Origin of the sequence: Actinomadura citrea (genome assembly GCF_013409045.1) — a bacterium.
Taxonomy (GTDB): domain Bacteria; phylum Actinomycetota; class Actinomycetes; order Streptosporangiales; family Streptosporangiaceae; genus Spirillospora; species Spirillospora citrea.
Genome location: NZ_JACCBT010000001.1, coordinates 7,669,399 through 7,682,831, shown reverse-complemented (window position 1 = coordinate 7,682,831; position 13,433 = coordinate 7,669,399). Strand labels below are relative to the sequence as shown.

General features: G+C 70.8%; 15 protein-coding genes. 4 read left to right on the top strand and 11 right to left on the bottom strand.

From position 1 onward, the window contains the following. Positions 1-63 precede the first annotated feature (63 nt). Together BJ999_RS35185 and BJ999_RS35180 are read left to right on the top strand one after the other, a co-directional pair. Positions 64-1,158: a DUF6745 domain-containing protein gene (locus BJ999_RS35185; protein WP_179837254.1), complete on the top strand. Its 1,095-nt coding sequence runs from the start codon at positions 64-66 to the stop codon at positions 1,156-1,158. Positions 1,159-1,170: 12 nt separating this feature from the next. Continuing rightward, entirely contained in the window at positions 1,171-1,641 is a 471-nt protein-coding gene (locus BJ999_RS35180) for a hypothetical protein (RefSeq protein WP_229809976.1), read from the top strand. 41 nt (positions 1,642-1,682) lie between these two features. Here BJ999_RS35180 and BJ999_RS35175 read toward each other — a convergent pair whose 3' ends face one another. From BJ999_RS35175 to BJ999_RS35160, 4 genes are all read right to left on the bottom strand, one after another. Next, on the bottom strand, positions 1,683-2,162 hold the full coding sequence (locus tag BJ999_RS35175; RefSeq protein ID WP_179837253.1) for a GNAT family N-acetyltransferase: 480 nt from the start codon (positions 2,160-2,162) through the stop codon (positions 1,683-1,685). Between the two features lie 53 nt (positions 2,163-2,215). Continuing rightward, positions 2,216-3,715: an aldehyde dehydrogenase family protein gene (locus tag BJ999_RS35170; RefSeq protein ID WP_179837252.1), complete on the bottom strand. Its 1,500-nt coding sequence runs from the start codon at positions 3,713-3,715 to the stop codon at positions 2,216-2,218. A gap of 66 nt (positions 3,716-3,781) precedes the next feature. Next, positions 3,782-5,140, bottom strand: a complete 1,359-nt coding sequence (locus tag BJ999_RS35165) for a carotenoid oxygenase family protein (protein ID WP_179837251.1) — start codon at positions 5,138-5,140, stop codon at positions 3,782-3,784. A 36-nt stretch (positions 5,141-5,176) separates the two neighbouring features. After that, positions 5,177-5,794 carry a hypothetical protein gene (locus BJ999_RS35160; protein ID WP_179837250.1) on the bottom strand — a complete coding sequence of 206 codons (618 nt, stop codon included), beginning with the start codon at positions 5,792-5,794 and terminating at the stop codon, positions 5,177-5,179. 96 nt (positions 5,795-5,890) lie between these two features. Here BJ999_RS35160 and BJ999_RS35155 point away from each other — a divergent pair, with 96 nt between their 5' ends. Further along, entirely contained in the window at positions 5,891-6,442 is a 552-nt protein-coding gene (locus BJ999_RS35155; RefSeq protein WP_179837249.1) for a PadR family transcriptional regulator, read from the top strand. A gap of 115 nt (positions 6,443-6,557) precedes the next feature. Here the strand turns inward: BJ999_RS35155 and BJ999_RS35150 are convergent, their stop codons facing one another. After that, positions 6,558-7,379, bottom strand: coding sequence for an NAD(P)H-binding protein (locus tag BJ999_RS35150; protein WP_179837248.1), 822 nt, complete (start codon positions 7,377-7,379; stop codon positions 6,558-6,560). Positions 7,380-7,461: 82 nt separating this feature from the next. Between BJ999_RS35150 and BJ999_RS35145 the strand changes: the two genes are divergently transcribed. Further along, positions 7,462-8,085 (top strand): TetR/AcrR family transcriptional regulator, encoded by a 624-nt coding sequence (locus BJ999_RS35145; RefSeq protein ID WP_229809975.1) that lies wholly within the window; start codon positions 7,462-7,464, stop codon positions 8,083-8,085. Here BJ999_RS35145 and BJ999_RS35140 read toward each other — a convergent pair. The 6 genes from BJ999_RS35140 to BJ999_RS35115 form a co-directional block, all read right to left on the bottom strand. Beyond that, positions 8,082-8,903 (bottom strand): site-2 protease family protein, encoded by an 822-nt coding sequence (locus BJ999_RS35140; protein WP_179837246.1) that lies wholly within the window; start codon positions 8,901-8,903, stop codon positions 8,082-8,084. The two genes, BJ999_RS35145 and BJ999_RS35140, sit on opposite strands and share 4 nt — an antisense overlap. 52 nt (positions 8,904-8,955) lie before the next feature. Continuing rightward, positions 8,956-9,564, bottom strand: coding sequence for a TetR/AcrR family transcriptional regulator (locus BJ999_RS35135; RefSeq protein WP_179837245.1), 609 nt, complete (start codon positions 9,562-9,564; stop codon positions 8,956-8,958). 31 nt (positions 9,565-9,595) lie between these two features. Beyond that, a complete protein-coding gene (locus BJ999_RS35130; RefSeq protein WP_179837244.1) occupies positions 9,596-10,003 on the bottom strand; it encodes a DUF3224 domain-containing protein in 408 nt (135 codons plus the stop codon). A 50-nt stretch (positions 10,004-10,053) separates the two neighbouring features. After that, positions 10,054-10,536 carry a GNAT family N-acetyltransferase gene (locus BJ999_RS35125; protein WP_179837243.1) on the bottom strand — a complete coding sequence of 161 codons (483 nt, stop codon included), beginning with the start codon at positions 10,534-10,536 and terminating at the stop codon, positions 10,054-10,056. 116 nt (positions 10,537-10,652) lie between these two features. Next, positions 10,653-12,080: an amidase family protein gene (locus BJ999_RS35120; RefSeq protein ID WP_179837242.1), complete on the bottom strand. Its 1,428-nt coding sequence runs from the start codon at positions 12,078-12,080 to the stop codon at positions 10,653-10,655. Between the two features lie 453 nt (positions 12,081-12,533). Further along, the gene (locus BJ999_RS35115) at positions 12,534-12,974 is read right to left on the bottom strand and encodes a YybH family protein (protein ID WP_179837241.1); all 441 of its coding nucleotides are present in this window, start codon (positions 12,972-12,974) and stop codon (positions 12,534-12,536) included. Between the last annotated feature and the right edge of the window lie 459 nt (positions 12,975-13,433).

The window sequence follows — 13,433 nt, the reverse complement described above, 5'->3', positions numbered from 1 at the left end:
CGGGGCGCGGTGTGCCACCATCCTGCGCATGATCAATGAAAGGGGCGCTGCCGCCCTGACCCGGTGAGCGTCGACGCGCAGCGGGAAGCTGCCGCCGTCCGCGCGGAGTGGCTCGGGCATCTGCTCTCCACCGCGCCGGCCGACCGACCGGCCGCCGAGGCCGCCATATCCGAGCTGTACCGGCTGATCGGTCTCGATCCTCCCCGTTTCCACTGGGTGTCGTCGCCGCTGTCGGCCCTGGAGACCGTCCCGCCCGGTACCCGGCCGCGGCCGTCCGAGAGCGCGGACCGACCTTCCGACTGGCCCCTGCCGACGCGTTTGCGCAGGCTGATCGCCGGGGCGTCCGTGGAACTGGACGAACGCGTCATGCGGGGCTCTCCGGGGCTGGACCCGATGGTCCGGCAACTGGTTCGGATGCCGCTCATGGCCTCGGTCCGGAGCACGATCCGCATGGCGCTCCGGTCGGCCCAGGAACCGTACCTGCGGGATGACGCCTGGTACACGGCCCTCTGCATCTCGTGGAGCGCCCACTACGACGCGGTTCGCCGGACGTCCGGCGTGGTCTTCACGCCCGAGCAGGATCGGCTGATCGACCTGTGGGCGACGCCGGCCCGGTCCTGCGGCTGGTGGTGGCCGCGCGAGGACGTCTGCGTCGTCTCCGAACGGCCCGTCGAGATCCACACGGAGGTCTGGGGCGACGATGGCGAGGTGCGCCTGCACCGCTCGGACGGTCCCGCGCTCCGGTACGCCGACGGCTGGGACGTGCACGCCTGGCACGGCACGAGGGTGCCGGCCTGGGTGGCGGAGGATCCGAGCGTCGAGCGGATCGCGCGGGAGGCCAACGTCGAGGTCCGGCGGTGCGCGGTCGAGAACATCGGCTGGGGCGAGTACATCGACCGGGCCGGGCTGCGGCTCGTGGCCGCCGCGCCGGACCCCGGCAACCCCGGCTCGGAGGTGCGGCTCTACGAGCTCGGGCCCCACGAGTTGCGCGAGCAGGCCAGGGTGCTGCTCGCCGCCAACGGCTCCGTCGAGCGCGACGGGAGCCGCCGCCGGTACGGGCTGGCCGTTCCGGGCGTCTTCGACGATCCGGTCGCCGCCGCCGGATGGACCTACGGGCTGTCCGCCGACCAGTACGCACGCCTCGTCCGCCGAACCTGAAAGGTGATCTCTGTGACCGTGATTCCCGAGACCGTGATGTCCGAGGCCGTGACTCTCGCCTCCCTCTCCCAGCAGACCGGGCTCGCCGTCCTCGACCATCTCGACCGGTCGGTGAGCATTCCCGTCGTCGACGGGATCCAGGCGCAGGGCGACCTGATCGTCGTCCCCATGTCCGAGATCTCGTCGCTGTCGTTCTGGCCGGACGCCAGGTGGACGGACGTGCCGCCCGAGGGCGTCGAACTGCTCCGGGGCGCGGCGGGCGGCAACCCGCACACGCTGGTCGCCGACCCCGGTACCTGCCGCTGGACGCAGAACGTGTGGGAGACCGGCGGCCTGGTCATCGGCGTCTTCGAGGCGTCAGCGCCCGTCTACCTGCTGCACCCCGAGCACGGCGCCTCCGGCTGCGCGCCGGGCCGCTACGCCGTCCGCCGCCAGCGCGAGTACGCTCCCGGCGGCTGGGGCTCCCGTCTCGTGGCCGACTGAGTCCGGCCGGCCGGCTGGGGGCTGGGCGGGCTCGACCAGAACTAGGCGACCTCGATGAAGCCCAGGCGGTCGTAGAGGCGGCGGGCACGGCGGTTGCGGCGCGTCACGGCCAGGGTGAGGGTGTCGTGGCCTTGCGCGGCCAGGGCGTGCATGACGGCCTGGACGAGGCCCTGGCCCAGGCCGCGGCCCGCGTGGGCCGGGGCGGTGAAGAGGAATGCGAGCAGGGGGCGGTCCCTGTAGAGGGTGACGAGGGCCGCTCCCACGGGACGGCCCTCGTAGTCGGCCACGAAGGACGCATCGGGGAGGAACGCGCCGTACTCGCCGGCCACGGTGAGGTGGATCTCGCGGACGGCGCCCTGGACGTCCCCCACGTCGGCCTCGTCGGGGGTGCCGCGGTAGGCGTCCCACATCAGGGCGGCCAGAGCCGGGACGTCGGCGCCGGTGAACGGCAGGAAACCGGGCGGGGGCGGAGGCGGCGCACCCAGGGTCACCTGAAGGCGGCTCCGCACGGGGGCGTTCATGGTGTCGAGTCTAGGCGGCGCCCCCGCCGGAGACCGGCGGGGGCGCTACCGGGTCAGCGCTTGTAGCGGCGGCCGTGGATCATGTTGATCATGCCGAGGACGCGCGCCATCTCCTTCTCGGTGCGGGCGAACGTGGTGAGGTTCATGGTCGCGAACCGCTGGCGCGTGATGGCCTTCGGGCGGGCGAACTCGCGCAGGCCGTCCGCGCCGTGGATGCGGCCGAAGCCGGACTCGCCGACGCCGCCGAACGGCAGGGCCGCGACCTGGGCGAAGGCGGCGAAGGCGTTGATGGACGTCATGCCCGACCGCATCCGGCGGGCGGCGTCCATCGCGCGGGACCTGTCACCGGAGAAGATCGTCCCGGCGAGGCCGTAGCTGGTCTGGTTGGCCTTCTCGACCGCCTCGTCCATGTCCTGCACGCGGTGGACGGTGATCGTGGGACCGAACGTCTCCTCGCGCACGGCCGACGAGTCGTCCGGGACGTTCGTCAGCACGACCGGCTCGACGTAGGGCTTGCGGACGGACTCGGCGCCGCCGACGACCGCCTTCCCGCCCTTGTCCAGCGCGTCCTTGATGTGGCGCTCGATGATGTCGAGCTGCGAGGGCATCGTGATGGGACCGTAGGCGGCCTCGCGGTCGAAGCCGGGACGCAGGTCGCGGGCCTTCTCGGTCAGCTTGCCGAGGAACTTGTCGTAGGCCTCGTCCACGACGTAGATCCGCTCGACGCCGATGCAGGTCTGGCCCGCGTTGGACATGGCGCCCCACAGCGCGGCGTCGGCGGCGGCGTCGAGGTCGGCGCCGGCGTCGACGATGCAGGCGTCCTTGCCGCCGCACTCGGCGACGATCGGGGTCAGGTTCTCGGCGCAGGCCGCCATGACGCGCTTGGCGGTGCGGGCCGAACCGGTGAAGGCGATCTTGTCGACGTGCGGGGACGAGGCGAGCGCCGCGCCCGTCTCGCCGAGCCCGGTGACCGTCTGCAGGACGGGGTGCTCGGGGATCACCGCGGCGAACAGCTCGGCGAGGAACACTCCGACGCCCGGGGTGAACTCGGACGGCTTGAACACCACGGCGTTGCCGGCGGCGAGCGCGTAGGCGATCGAGCCCATCGGGGTGAAGATCGGGTAGTTCCACGGCCCGATGACCCCGACGACGCCGAGCGACTGGTACTCCAGGACGCAGCGCTGGTTGATCGCCATGAGCCCGGGGTAGACGTTGCGCGGCCCGAGGATCTTCTGCGCGTTGCGCGCCGCCCAGTCCAGATGCGTGATCGCCATGATCGTCTCAAGCTGGGCGTCCTGGACCGGCTTGCCGGTCTCCTGGTGGATGAGCTCGGCCATCCGGTTCAGGTTGCGGGTGAGCGAGCCCTTGACGTTCAGCAGCCGGAGCCGGCGCTCCTTCCAGCCGAGGGCGCGCCACCAGCCGGCGGCCTCGCGGGCGCGCTCGACCGCCGCGGCCACTGCGGCGCCGTCCTGGACGGGGTGCTCGGCGACGACCTCGCCGGTGGCCGGGTTCAGCGACGCGAACGTCTCGGTGTTCTCCGTGGCCACGGACATGGGGAACCTCCCGGGAGGGGCCTGGTAAGTGACTGCTTGCACGGCAGTACCGGCTAGTAAACCACCCTATGTGCCGGTTCGGGCGTCGGGGATCCAGCTTCCGTGGAATCCGGCCGGAACGCGGCGCGGCAGCCGGACGCTCGCGGTGGGCGACAGGTCCGCCGCGTCCAGCACCAGCAGCTCGGACGCCGAGCCGCGGGTGACGATCGACAGCAGCCAGCCCTCGTCCTCCGCGCGGGCGCCCGCCGCCGGGACGAAGACCGCCTCGCCGACGTGCGCGTCCTCGCCGAGCGCGTGCGCGGACGTCCCCTGCCCGCGCAGGTCGTACTTCACGATCGATTCGCCGCCCACCGTGTAGAGGTAGCGGTGCTCCCTGCCGGTGCGGGCGTCGTCGTGCGTGGGGAACTCGACGCCGCGGTCGTCGAGCGGCTCCTCGGTCGCACGGCGGGTGGCGGGGTCGAGGATCCAGCGGTGCAGGCCGGCGGTCTGCGAGCGCGCCGCCCCGGTGGCGGGATCGACGGTTCCGCCGATGTCCTCCCAGAGGGTGACGAAGTTGTCGGGACGGTAGCGCGCACCGTCCACCACGATCCGTCCGGCGGCGTCCTCGTGGGCGTTGCCGACATGGAAGACGTAGCAGGGGTCGACCTCGTACCAGGTGACCTCGTCCGTGCCGTCCCGGCGCATCACACCGAGCCGGGCGCCGTACGCGTCGTCCCAGACGTAGGGCATGCCGGTCGATCCGGACAACGCCAGGTCGACGTCGAACACCACCGGCAGGTCGAGCCAGACCACGTGGTTCTCGGTGATCGCGAAGTCGTGCATCATCGTCGGGCCCGCCACCGTGACCTCGCGGCTCTCGGCGAGCGTCCCGTCCGGCGCCAGCCGATGGTAGGAGAGGTGGGGCTCGAACGCCCCGTACCCGAAGAACAGCAGGTCACCGGTGACCGGGTCCTCCTTCGGGTGGGCGGTCATGGCGCTGGTGAGCCGCCCGCCGAAGTCGCAGGCGCCGACCGTCTCCAGGTCGGGCGTCACCTCGTAGGGGAACCCGGCCTCCACCAGCGCCCAGATCTTGCCCGCGTGCGGGACGACGTGGGTGTTGGCCTGCACCGAGCGGCGGTCGAAGGTGAGGTCGTCGCGGACGAACGGCGTCCCGTTGAGGTAGGCGTCGGTCCGCACCCACCGGTTGCGGTACCACTCGGCGCGGCCGTCCCGCAGCCGGATGCCGTGGATCATCCCGTGGCCGGTGAACCAGTGCCTGCTCGGCTCGCCGGGCTTGGGGTTCGGCCCGTTGCGCAGGTAGCGGCCGGTCAGTTCGGGGGGCAGCACGCCGGTGACCTGGAGGTCGCGGGCGTCGGTCTCGTCGGGGACGGGGGCCAGATGACCGTCCAGCCAGGTGGCGGGGCGCTCGGCGATGTTCTCGCCCATCTCGGTGCTCCTTTCCGGGCCGCTCCTCGGCGAGGGTCAGCGGGGGGACGGCTCGGGCTGCGACGTGGCGGGCGCCTCCGTCAACGGTAGCCCGAGCCGCGCGAGGTGGCGCCTGCGCGCGGCCTCGGGGTACCGGGCGGTGACGACGGCCGGGACCAGGAAACCGGCGATCTTGACGGCGACCAGCAGCGCAGTGTCGTCCGGTGACCAGTGCTGGACGCAGCCGAGGGCGGCCGCCAGCACGGTGAAGCTCGCCGCCCACACGGTGGTGAGCACGCGGTTGATGCTCCGGAACACGTCCGTCGCGGCGATCTCCGCGGTGACCTGGCGGCGCGCGATGCCCGCCGTGAAGGGGCGTCCGAGCAGCAGCGTCGCCCAGGCGGTGAGCCCCAGCCACCCGATCGCGAGCGAGGCGCCGTAGTCCAGCGCCGGCGACCCGGGGACGGTGAAGGCGAGCGCGGTGAGGACGGCCATGAACACCGAGGTGGAGATCTCCAGGACCAGCGAGTCGGCGCGGCGGCCCCGGCGCAGGTCCTGGCCGAGCAGGGCCAGCGCGGCGACGAGCCCGGAGACGGCGCCGGCCCGGTCGTCGAAGCCGCTGACGACCGCGAGCAGGATCCAGGGGAGGAAGGTTCGGGCGTAGTACTTCGGCATGGCCGGGGACTCCTGGCTTCACGTTCCAACTTTGACATGTCAAAGATAAACATTCCAGTTTCGACATGTCAACTATGAAGGGTTAGAGTGCGGGGCATGAGTTTGCGACATGCGGTGCTCGGGCTCATCGCCGAGATGGACGGCGCCAGCGGCTACGACCTGCTGAAGATGTTCGAGATCTCGCTGGGGAACGTCTGGCCTGCCCGGCAGAGCCAGCTCTACGGCGAGCTGGGCAAACTCGCCGAGACCGGGCTGATCGAGGTCGCCGAGGAGGGACCCCGCGGTCGCAAGGCGTACCGGATCACCGAGTCCGGCCGCGCAGAGCTGCGCCACTGGCTGGTGGACGTCCCCTCGAAGGGGAGCCGCAAGGACGAGTCGCTGCTGCGCGTCTTCTTCCTCGGCCTGGTCGAGCCGGCGGAGGCCCGGCGCTACATGCGCGGGCACGTGGCCGGGCTCGGGGAGTACCTCGACGAGCTGACCGCCCTGGAGAAGAACGTCGACTGGGGCGAGGACGACCTGTCCGTCTACGGACGGCTGGTCATCGAGTACGGCAAGCGGTTCGCCGCGATGCGCCGCGACTGGTTCGACTGGGCCTCGCGGGAGATCGAGTCCCTCGGCGAGCGCGAGCGGGCCGCCGAGCGCGGGTAGCGCGGTGGGACGAACCGGGCCGGTGAGCGGCAGGGCCGCGAGCATTGCGGCTCGCGGCCCGGCGGGGCGGTCGGAGCAGGGGCGTGCGCGCGTTCGGTGAAGGTCGTGAACGCGGTCAGCGGAAGTCGTCGGCGTGGTCGGCGGCCCACTCCTTGAACGTCCGGCCCGGGCGGCCGGTGATCCGCTCGACCTCTCCGGACGGCGCGGCCGGATGGTCGACGGCGCGGGCGCGCAGGCGGAGCAGGACGTCCACCAGGCCCTCGCGCATGTAGGGGCGGCCGAGCATCTCCTCCCGCGCCTGCTCGGGAGCGACCTCCTCGAACCGCGCCGGCCGGCCGGCCGCCTCCCCGATGAGCCCGACCATCTCCGGATGGGTGAGCTGCTCGGGGCCGGTCAGCACCGGCTTGGCGCCGACCAGGGCATCGGTGAGCAGGGCCTTCGCCGCGACGGCCGCGATGTCGCGCTCGTGGATCGGCGTGCTGCGCGCGGTCGCGTACGGCTCGCGGACGGGCGCGCCCGCGCGGATCGCCTCGCGCCACCCCAGCGCGTTGGAGGCGAACTCGCCGGGACGCGTGAACGTCCACTCCATCCCGGTCGCCTCGATCGCCCGCTCGATGGCGAGGTGGTGGACGGCCAGGTCGTTGGACGGGTCGTCGTCCAGCGCCGCGGCGGACGAGAGCATGACGACGCGCCGGACGCCGCGGTCGACCGCGCGGGCGAGCAGGTCGTCGAGGCCGTGCCAGAACACGGCCGGGTTGAGGAAGAGCGACGTGACGCCGTCCAGCGGCATCTCGTCGGTACGGGCGACCTGCGCCTCGCTGGGCAGGTTCGCGGTGGCGGGGTCCCGGGACAGCGCGCGGACGGCGGCGCCCGCGGTGAGCAGCTCGCCGACGAGATGGCGTCCGACATTGCCGGTCGCTCCGGTTACGAGAATCATGGGGCCAGCTTCAACCAGTTGGATGAACTTGTCAAACAGCAGGATGGTTGAACTTCTCAGAAGCCCGGCTACCATGGGGAACGTGACGGAACCGACGAAGCGGCCGGCGACGAAACAGGCGAGGCGTGCTCCCGCCCCGGACGAGCGCACGCTGGACGCCGAGCGGTCGCGGCGCCTCCTGCTGGACGCCGCGCTGGAGGAGTTCTCCGCCAAGGGCTACGCGGGAGCCCGCGTCCAGGACATCGCCGACCGCGCCGGCGTCAACAAGCAGCTGATCAACTACTACTTCGGCGGCAAGGAGGGGCTGTACTGCGAGCTCCACCGCCGCTGGCTGAAGCGGGAGGCCGAGTTCAACGACCCGGACGTCCCGTTCGACGAGATCGTCGGCCGGTACCTGCGACACGTCCTGGACGACCCGCGCGGCACGAGGCTGAACGCCTGGCGCGGCCTCACCGAGGACCTGGACGACATCCCGCCCGGCCCCCGGGAGGACCTGTCCGACATCGAACGCCGCCAGGCCGCCGGGGAACTGCCCGGCGACCTGGACCCGGCCGCGATCATGTTCGCCGTGATGGCGCTGGTCTCGGCGCCGGTCACCAAGCCGCTCGCCGTACGCCACGTCTTCGGGATGGACCCGGAGTCACCCGAGTTCCAGGAGCACTACGCCGAGCAGCTGCGCCGCATCGTCCGCCACCTGACGGGCTAGTTCTTCCACCACTGGAACAGGTAGTGCCCGAGCTCGATCGGGAAGTGGTCGATCGAGCCGTTGACCCGGAACGGGAACTCGCCGAGGCCGATCGCGTCGGTGAGGTAGTAGATGACGTTGAAGAAGCCCTCGTTGATCGGGCCCAGCCACAGCAGCGCGATCAGGATGAGGAACGCGTAGCCGCCGTAGGCGTTCGCCTGGTCGGCCAGGCGCCGCGGCAGGTACGGCTCGACGATCCCGAAGCCGTCCAGCCCGGGGATCGGCAGCAGGTTCAGGATCGTGGCGGTCACCTGCAGGAACGCCAGGAACGCCAGGCCCGACCAGAACAGCGCGTGGTCGGCGTCGGCGAAGTTCTTGAAGATCACCGCGAGCATGATGGCGAACAGCGCGTTCGACAGCGGGCCCGCCGCCGAGATCAGGCTGTGGCGCAGCCGGCCCTGGATCACGTGCCGGTCGATCCACACCGCGCCGCCCGGCAGGCCGATGCCGCCGAGCACGATGAACACGACGGGGATGAGGAAGCTCAGCGTGATGTCGGAGTACTTCAGCGGGTTGAGCGTCAGGTAGCCCTTGGCGGCGACGCTGCGGTCGCCCGACCGGTAGGCCATGTAAGCGTGCCCGAACTCGTGCAGGGACAGCGACAGGACCCACGCCGAGATCACGAACCCGAACAGGGCGATCCGGCCTGGCTTGTCCAGGATCGTCCCGTACCGCCAGGCGATCAGGCCGCACAGGACGGTCGCCCCCACGACCGCGAGGAACACCGGGCTCGGCCGGACGGCCGCGCCTCCCCGCTTCTCGCCCGCAGTGCCATTCATCGTTCCAGGCCCCTCTCGCCGCGCCGTCTCCGCGGCGTCCCGTCCCAGGTCCTCATGCGGAGACCGTCCGCCCGGACGCCGGCGCCGCGATGACCGGGACGACGTAGGTGCGCAGGAAGCGGCGCAGCCCGTCGGCGTCCCGGTCCCGGTCCATCACGATCAGCGAGGTGATGATGCGGAAGAGGAACTCGACCGTCCCCTCCACCTCGATGTCGGCGCGCAGCGTCCGCTGCCGCTGCGCCTGATCGAAATAGGGCCGCACGTACTCGCAGCACAGCGCGAGCACGGGCTCGGCCGCCCCCGCCACCGCCGCCTGCATGTGCCCCGCCGCCTCAGGGACGAGGAAGTGCGCGATCGCCGGCTCCTCGCGGACGTAGTTCACCGCGTCCAGCGTCCCCTCGACGATCGCCTCCGAGACCGACCGCTCCCGGCGCAGCCGCTCGGCGAGCCGGTCAAGGAACCGCCGCAGGTCGCGCACCACCACGGCGAGGATCAGCTCGTCCCGTCCGCCGGTGACGCTGCGGTACACGGTCGCCCGCGACAGCTTCGCGGCGGCGGCGATGTCCTCGACCGTGGTCTTGGCCACGCCGAAACGGCCGAAGCACACTTCGGCCGCGTCGATGATGCGCTCACGCGTGGCGTCGCCGGTGACCGGGGGCATGACCCGAACATTACCGGCCGCTGGTCGGCGCTCAGTCCAGCGTGTACTCCAGCGCCCAGGTGTGCGCGCCGTCCTCGGTGACGGAGATCTGGCCGACGCCGCGGATCCCGGCGAGCTCCCCCGTCCCCGAGGTGGGGACGATCAGCCACCGCAGCCACTGGGTGTCGGCCGTCCCGTCCTCGCTGCCCGCGCTGTGCTGCAGGACGAACGTCCCCTCACGGCCGTGCAGGATCCCCTGGACGTGCTCGATCCCCACATAGGCGACCGGCCCCGCCGGCGACTCCACCGTGATCAGCTCGGTGGAGCTCGTCCCCACGAGGTCGCCGTGGAAGGTCTTGCCCACGTGGACCCGGGTCAGCCGGTTGCCGCCCTGCTCGTCATAGGGCTTGTCGGCGTCCCACGCCTCGATGTCGAAGCTGCCGCTGGCTTGAAACGTCATGCCCGCCATGATGCCCGCCCCATCCGACACCACGGGACCCTACGCCCACCTCACCGACCGACTTCCCGTCCTGGGGAGAGCCGGAGCTGAAAGACGACGCGGTCGATCGCAGGGCCGTCGTAGTCGGCGACGGGTCCGGTGACGGTGAAACCCATCGCGGCGTGAAAGGCGACGGAACCGAGGTTCTGTGGAGAGGTGATCGCCTTCACCTTTGTCCGACGCTCGGTCGCGGCCAGGTCGAAGAACTGGTGGTAGAGGCGACGGGCCAGGCCGTTGCCACGAAGACGGGGTGCAACGCCGACGAAGTGGATGTAGGCGGTGTCGGGCATCGAAGGCGACAACAGTCCGATGAGGAACCCCGCCAGGCCGACGCCGTCTTCGGCGACCAGGCTCGTGCGGTGGAAGTGATCCAGGAACAGGCGCGGCAGGATCGACCTGATCGGCCGCCCCCACCAGTCATCCACCACACCGACGATGCGGTCGTAGTCATCCGGTTCGGCCGGTCGTAGGCGCACACTCTGGTTCACGGCCATGAATCGTCCCGGCAACGCCCGTCCACTGTCCAGAGTTGACGGAGGGGAGCGTGAAGGGACCGGCCCCAGCGGGTGGCTGGGGCCGGTCGGAGGTCACCTGTCACACGTGCCGGGCGTCACACCGGAAGCGTGGGCAGGTACAGGGGCCGCTTGCGCGCCAAGGTCGCCTGCTCGAAGGAGTAGGCGAGACCCAGGAGTTCCTCGTCGCGGTTCCTGCGGCCTGTGAACGAGACCCCCAGCGGGAGCTGGGAGTCGGCGTAGCCGGCCGGGACGGTGATGCTCGGATATCCGCCGACCGCCGCCGGGCCGCAGGAGTGCAGCCAGGCGAAGTCGCGCTCGGAGATCTCCGGCGCCCGGCCGTTGGTCGGGCTCATGATCGCGTCCAGGCGGTGACGCACGAAGACGCGGTCAAGGCTGTCGCGCGCCTCCTCGGTGATCTGAACGCGTTCTTCCAGGTAGTCACTCGGCCGGCGGGCCATGTCCGAATCCTGGGCCCGTTCGAACTTGGCCAGCCCCAGATCGGACGTCCGCTCGGCAGGATGACTCCGGAATGCGATCAGCTCGTCGAGATCGTGCGGGCCGTCGCCGCCGATCGAGCTCAGGTAGTCGTTGATGCTCACCTTGAACTCGTAGGAGAGCACCTCGGACGTGTCGAACACGGACAGGTCCACCTCGACGATGGTCGCGCCCAGTTCGTGCAGCTTCGCCGTGGCTTCGGCGAGAACACGATTCTCATCCTGATGGCTCGCACTCTTCCTGACCCCGCTCCACAGACCGATCCTGGTCCCGGCCAGAAGGCCCGGTTCCAGACGGATTGCGCGGCGGGACGTGGCGATCACCTCGAACACCGCGCCCGCGTCGGCCACGTTCCGGGTGATCGGCCCGGCCGTGTCCTGGTACGGCGAGATCGGCACGATGCCGGCCCCGCTGACCCGCCCCAGGGACGGCTTGAAGCCCACGACGCCGTTCATCCCGGAGGGCGAGACGATGGAGCCGAAGGTCTCGGTGCCGATGGTCACCGGGGCCAGACCGGCGGCCGCCGCGACCGCGGAACCGCTGGAGGACCCGAAGGGCGACCGATCCAGGACGTAGGGATTCCTGGTCTGGCCACCGACCGGGCTCCACCCGTTGTGCGGGATCTCGGAGCGGTAGGCGGCCCACTCCGTCAGATTCGCCTTGCCCAGGATGATCGCGCCACTTCGGCGCAACCGGACCACCAACTCCGCGTCGCGGTGCGGCAGGGCGTGGCGCAGAGCCTCGGAGCCCGCCGTGGTGGGCAGGCCCAGGGTGTCGATGTTGTCCTTCACCAGGACCGGGATCCCGGAGAGCGGACCGAGCGGGAAGCCCGAGGCCCGAAGGCGATCGACCTTGCGGGCCTCTGCCAACGCGTGCGGATTCACGCTGATGACTGCGTGCAGCAGGGGGTTCAGAAGCTCGATGCGCTTCAGGCACCGGCCGGTGAGCTCTTCTGCGGTCAGCAGACCGTGCGCCATTGCTCGAAGCAAGTCGCTGACGGTCATCCTTTCGAAAAAGGCCGTTTCCATGGCCTCCTCCTGTCTGGTTTACCTCCGCCGTTCGGCGGGGCCGCCTTAGGCGACCATCAAGAACAGTCCGGGAGGGGAGGACGACGTCAAGGAGCTGCTTCCGCCTTGACGTGCTGATACCAGCGGGTTATGGCCTGCGGGTCCGGCTCTGGGCGAGGTGCTTTACGGGCCGTGTAAGTGTTGGACTGGACCGCGTTGGCGTAGTCCTTTTCGGTAAGGGACCAGTATTCTTCGGCGGTCGGTGCGCGGATCTGTGCGGCCTCAGGCTCGGAACCGTCCGAGGGCGGGGGCAGTAACTCGTTACCGCGCCGACCTCGCATTCTCTGGGGACGCGGGTCCGGTCGGCGCGAAGCAGGGTCTCGCTGACAGCGACAAGGCCGAGCCCGTGACCTGTGAGACCAGGTCACGGGCTCGGCCTTGTCGCATGCGCTGGGGGCTCGGGCCGGTGGCTCGTCAGGGCTGGAGGTCGATCACTCCCTTGCCACTCGCCATGTCGAGTGGCACGGAGACCTGGTCGTGCGCGATCAGCCAGTCGTCGTCGGTCTTCCGGAAGCAGAAGGTCGCCCGGACCCACATGCCGTCGGTCGCCGTTCCGTTCCCCAGCGTGCCGCTGAGCCGGCCGAAGCAGTACCCGAAGGCCACGTCCTCGCTCACGGTGACCGTCAGGTCGCGGATCTCGTACGCCGCCTCCTGGAAGAACGTGAACACGTTCGTCCAGTTCTTCATCTTCGCGGCGACCCCGACGTGCTGCAGTGGCGGCTCGACGTCGAAGGACACGACGTCCGCCGCGTACAGCCGCTCCAGGGCCTTCAGGTCCTTGGTCCGGATCCCTTCGACGATCTTGTCGATCTGCTGCCGGATCTCGGCTTCGTCGATCTCGCGTTGCGTAGGCATGCTCGTCCACCCCTTGGATTCAGTGAGGAATCTCGGCTTCTCACCCCTATGACGGAGCAGTCCCCGGAAATGTGATGCCCTCGCCGGAAGCCGTCTGGAATGACGGCTCTGCCGGAGGGACCCCTCGACCGCTCGTCCCCCCCCCCCGGGAGGGCCGCGCCACCGCGTCCAGGCCGCGCCAGCGGACGAGGTGCACCGGCGCAAGGTCCGTCGTTGCCCACAAACGGCCACCTGATCAGTGCTACCGCTGATTCATCGCCCGCGTTCCGAATGGTGGGATGGCCGAAGCCGTTTCGGGGAGGTTGGACTTGGTGCGACGGGTGGGCATCGCGGCGGTGGCGGTCTGCGGTCTGCTGCTGGCGGCATGCGGGGGGCGATGGCTGCTCCGGAGCCGGTGGCGGATCCCCCGGGGCCGCCGCGTCGTCCGCATCCTCGGCGGCGCCCGGGGCGCCCGGGGAG

Coding starts and splice junctions, on each gene's coding strand:
- BJ999_RS35170 (WP_179837252.1), bottom strand. CDS start 3,715: ATGTCCGTGGCCACGGAGAACACCGAGACGTTCGCGTCGCTGAACCCG.
- BJ999_RS35160 (WP_179837250.1), bottom strand. CDS start 5,794: ATGCCGAAGTACTACGCCCGAACCTTCCTCCCCTGGATCCTGCTCGCG.
- BJ999_RS35175 (WP_179837253.1), bottom strand. CDS start 2,162: ATGAACGCCCCCGTGCGGAGCCGCCTTCAGGTGACCCTGGGTGCGCCG.
- BJ999_RS35150 (WP_179837248.1), bottom strand. CDS start 7,379: ATGATTCTCGTAACCGGAGCGACCGGCAATGTCGGACGCCATCTCGTC.
- BJ999_RS35165 (WP_179837251.1), bottom strand. CDS start 5,140: ATGGGCGAGAACATCGCCGAGCGCCCCGCCACCTGGCTGGACGGTCAT.
- BJ999_RS35135 (WP_179837245.1), bottom strand. CDS start 9,564: ATGCCCCCGGTCACCGGCGACGCCACGCGTGAGCGCATCATCGACGCG.
- BJ999_RS35125 (WP_179837243.1), bottom strand. CDS start 10,536: ATGGCCGTGAACCAGAGTGTGCGCCTACGACCGGCCGAACCGGATGAC.
- BJ999_RS35115 (WP_179837241.1), bottom strand. CDS start 12,974: ATGCCTACGCAACGCGAGATCGACGAAGCCGAGATCCGGCAGCAGATC.
- BJ999_RS35140 (WP_179837246.1), bottom strand. CDS start 8,903: ATGAATGGCACTGCGGGCGAGAAGCGGGGAGGCGCGGCCGTCCGGCCG.
- BJ999_RS35130 (WP_179837244.1), bottom strand. CDS start 10,003: ATGACGTTTCAAGCCAGCGGCAGCTTCGACATCGAGGCGTGGGACGCC.
- BJ999_RS35155 (WP_179837249.1), top strand. CDS start 5,891: ATGAGTTTGCGACATGCGGTGCTCGGGCTCATCGCCGAGATGGACGGC.
- BJ999_RS35120 (WP_179837242.1), bottom strand. CDS start 12,080: ATGGAAACGGCCTTTTTCGAAAGGATGACCGTCAGCGACTTGCTTCGA.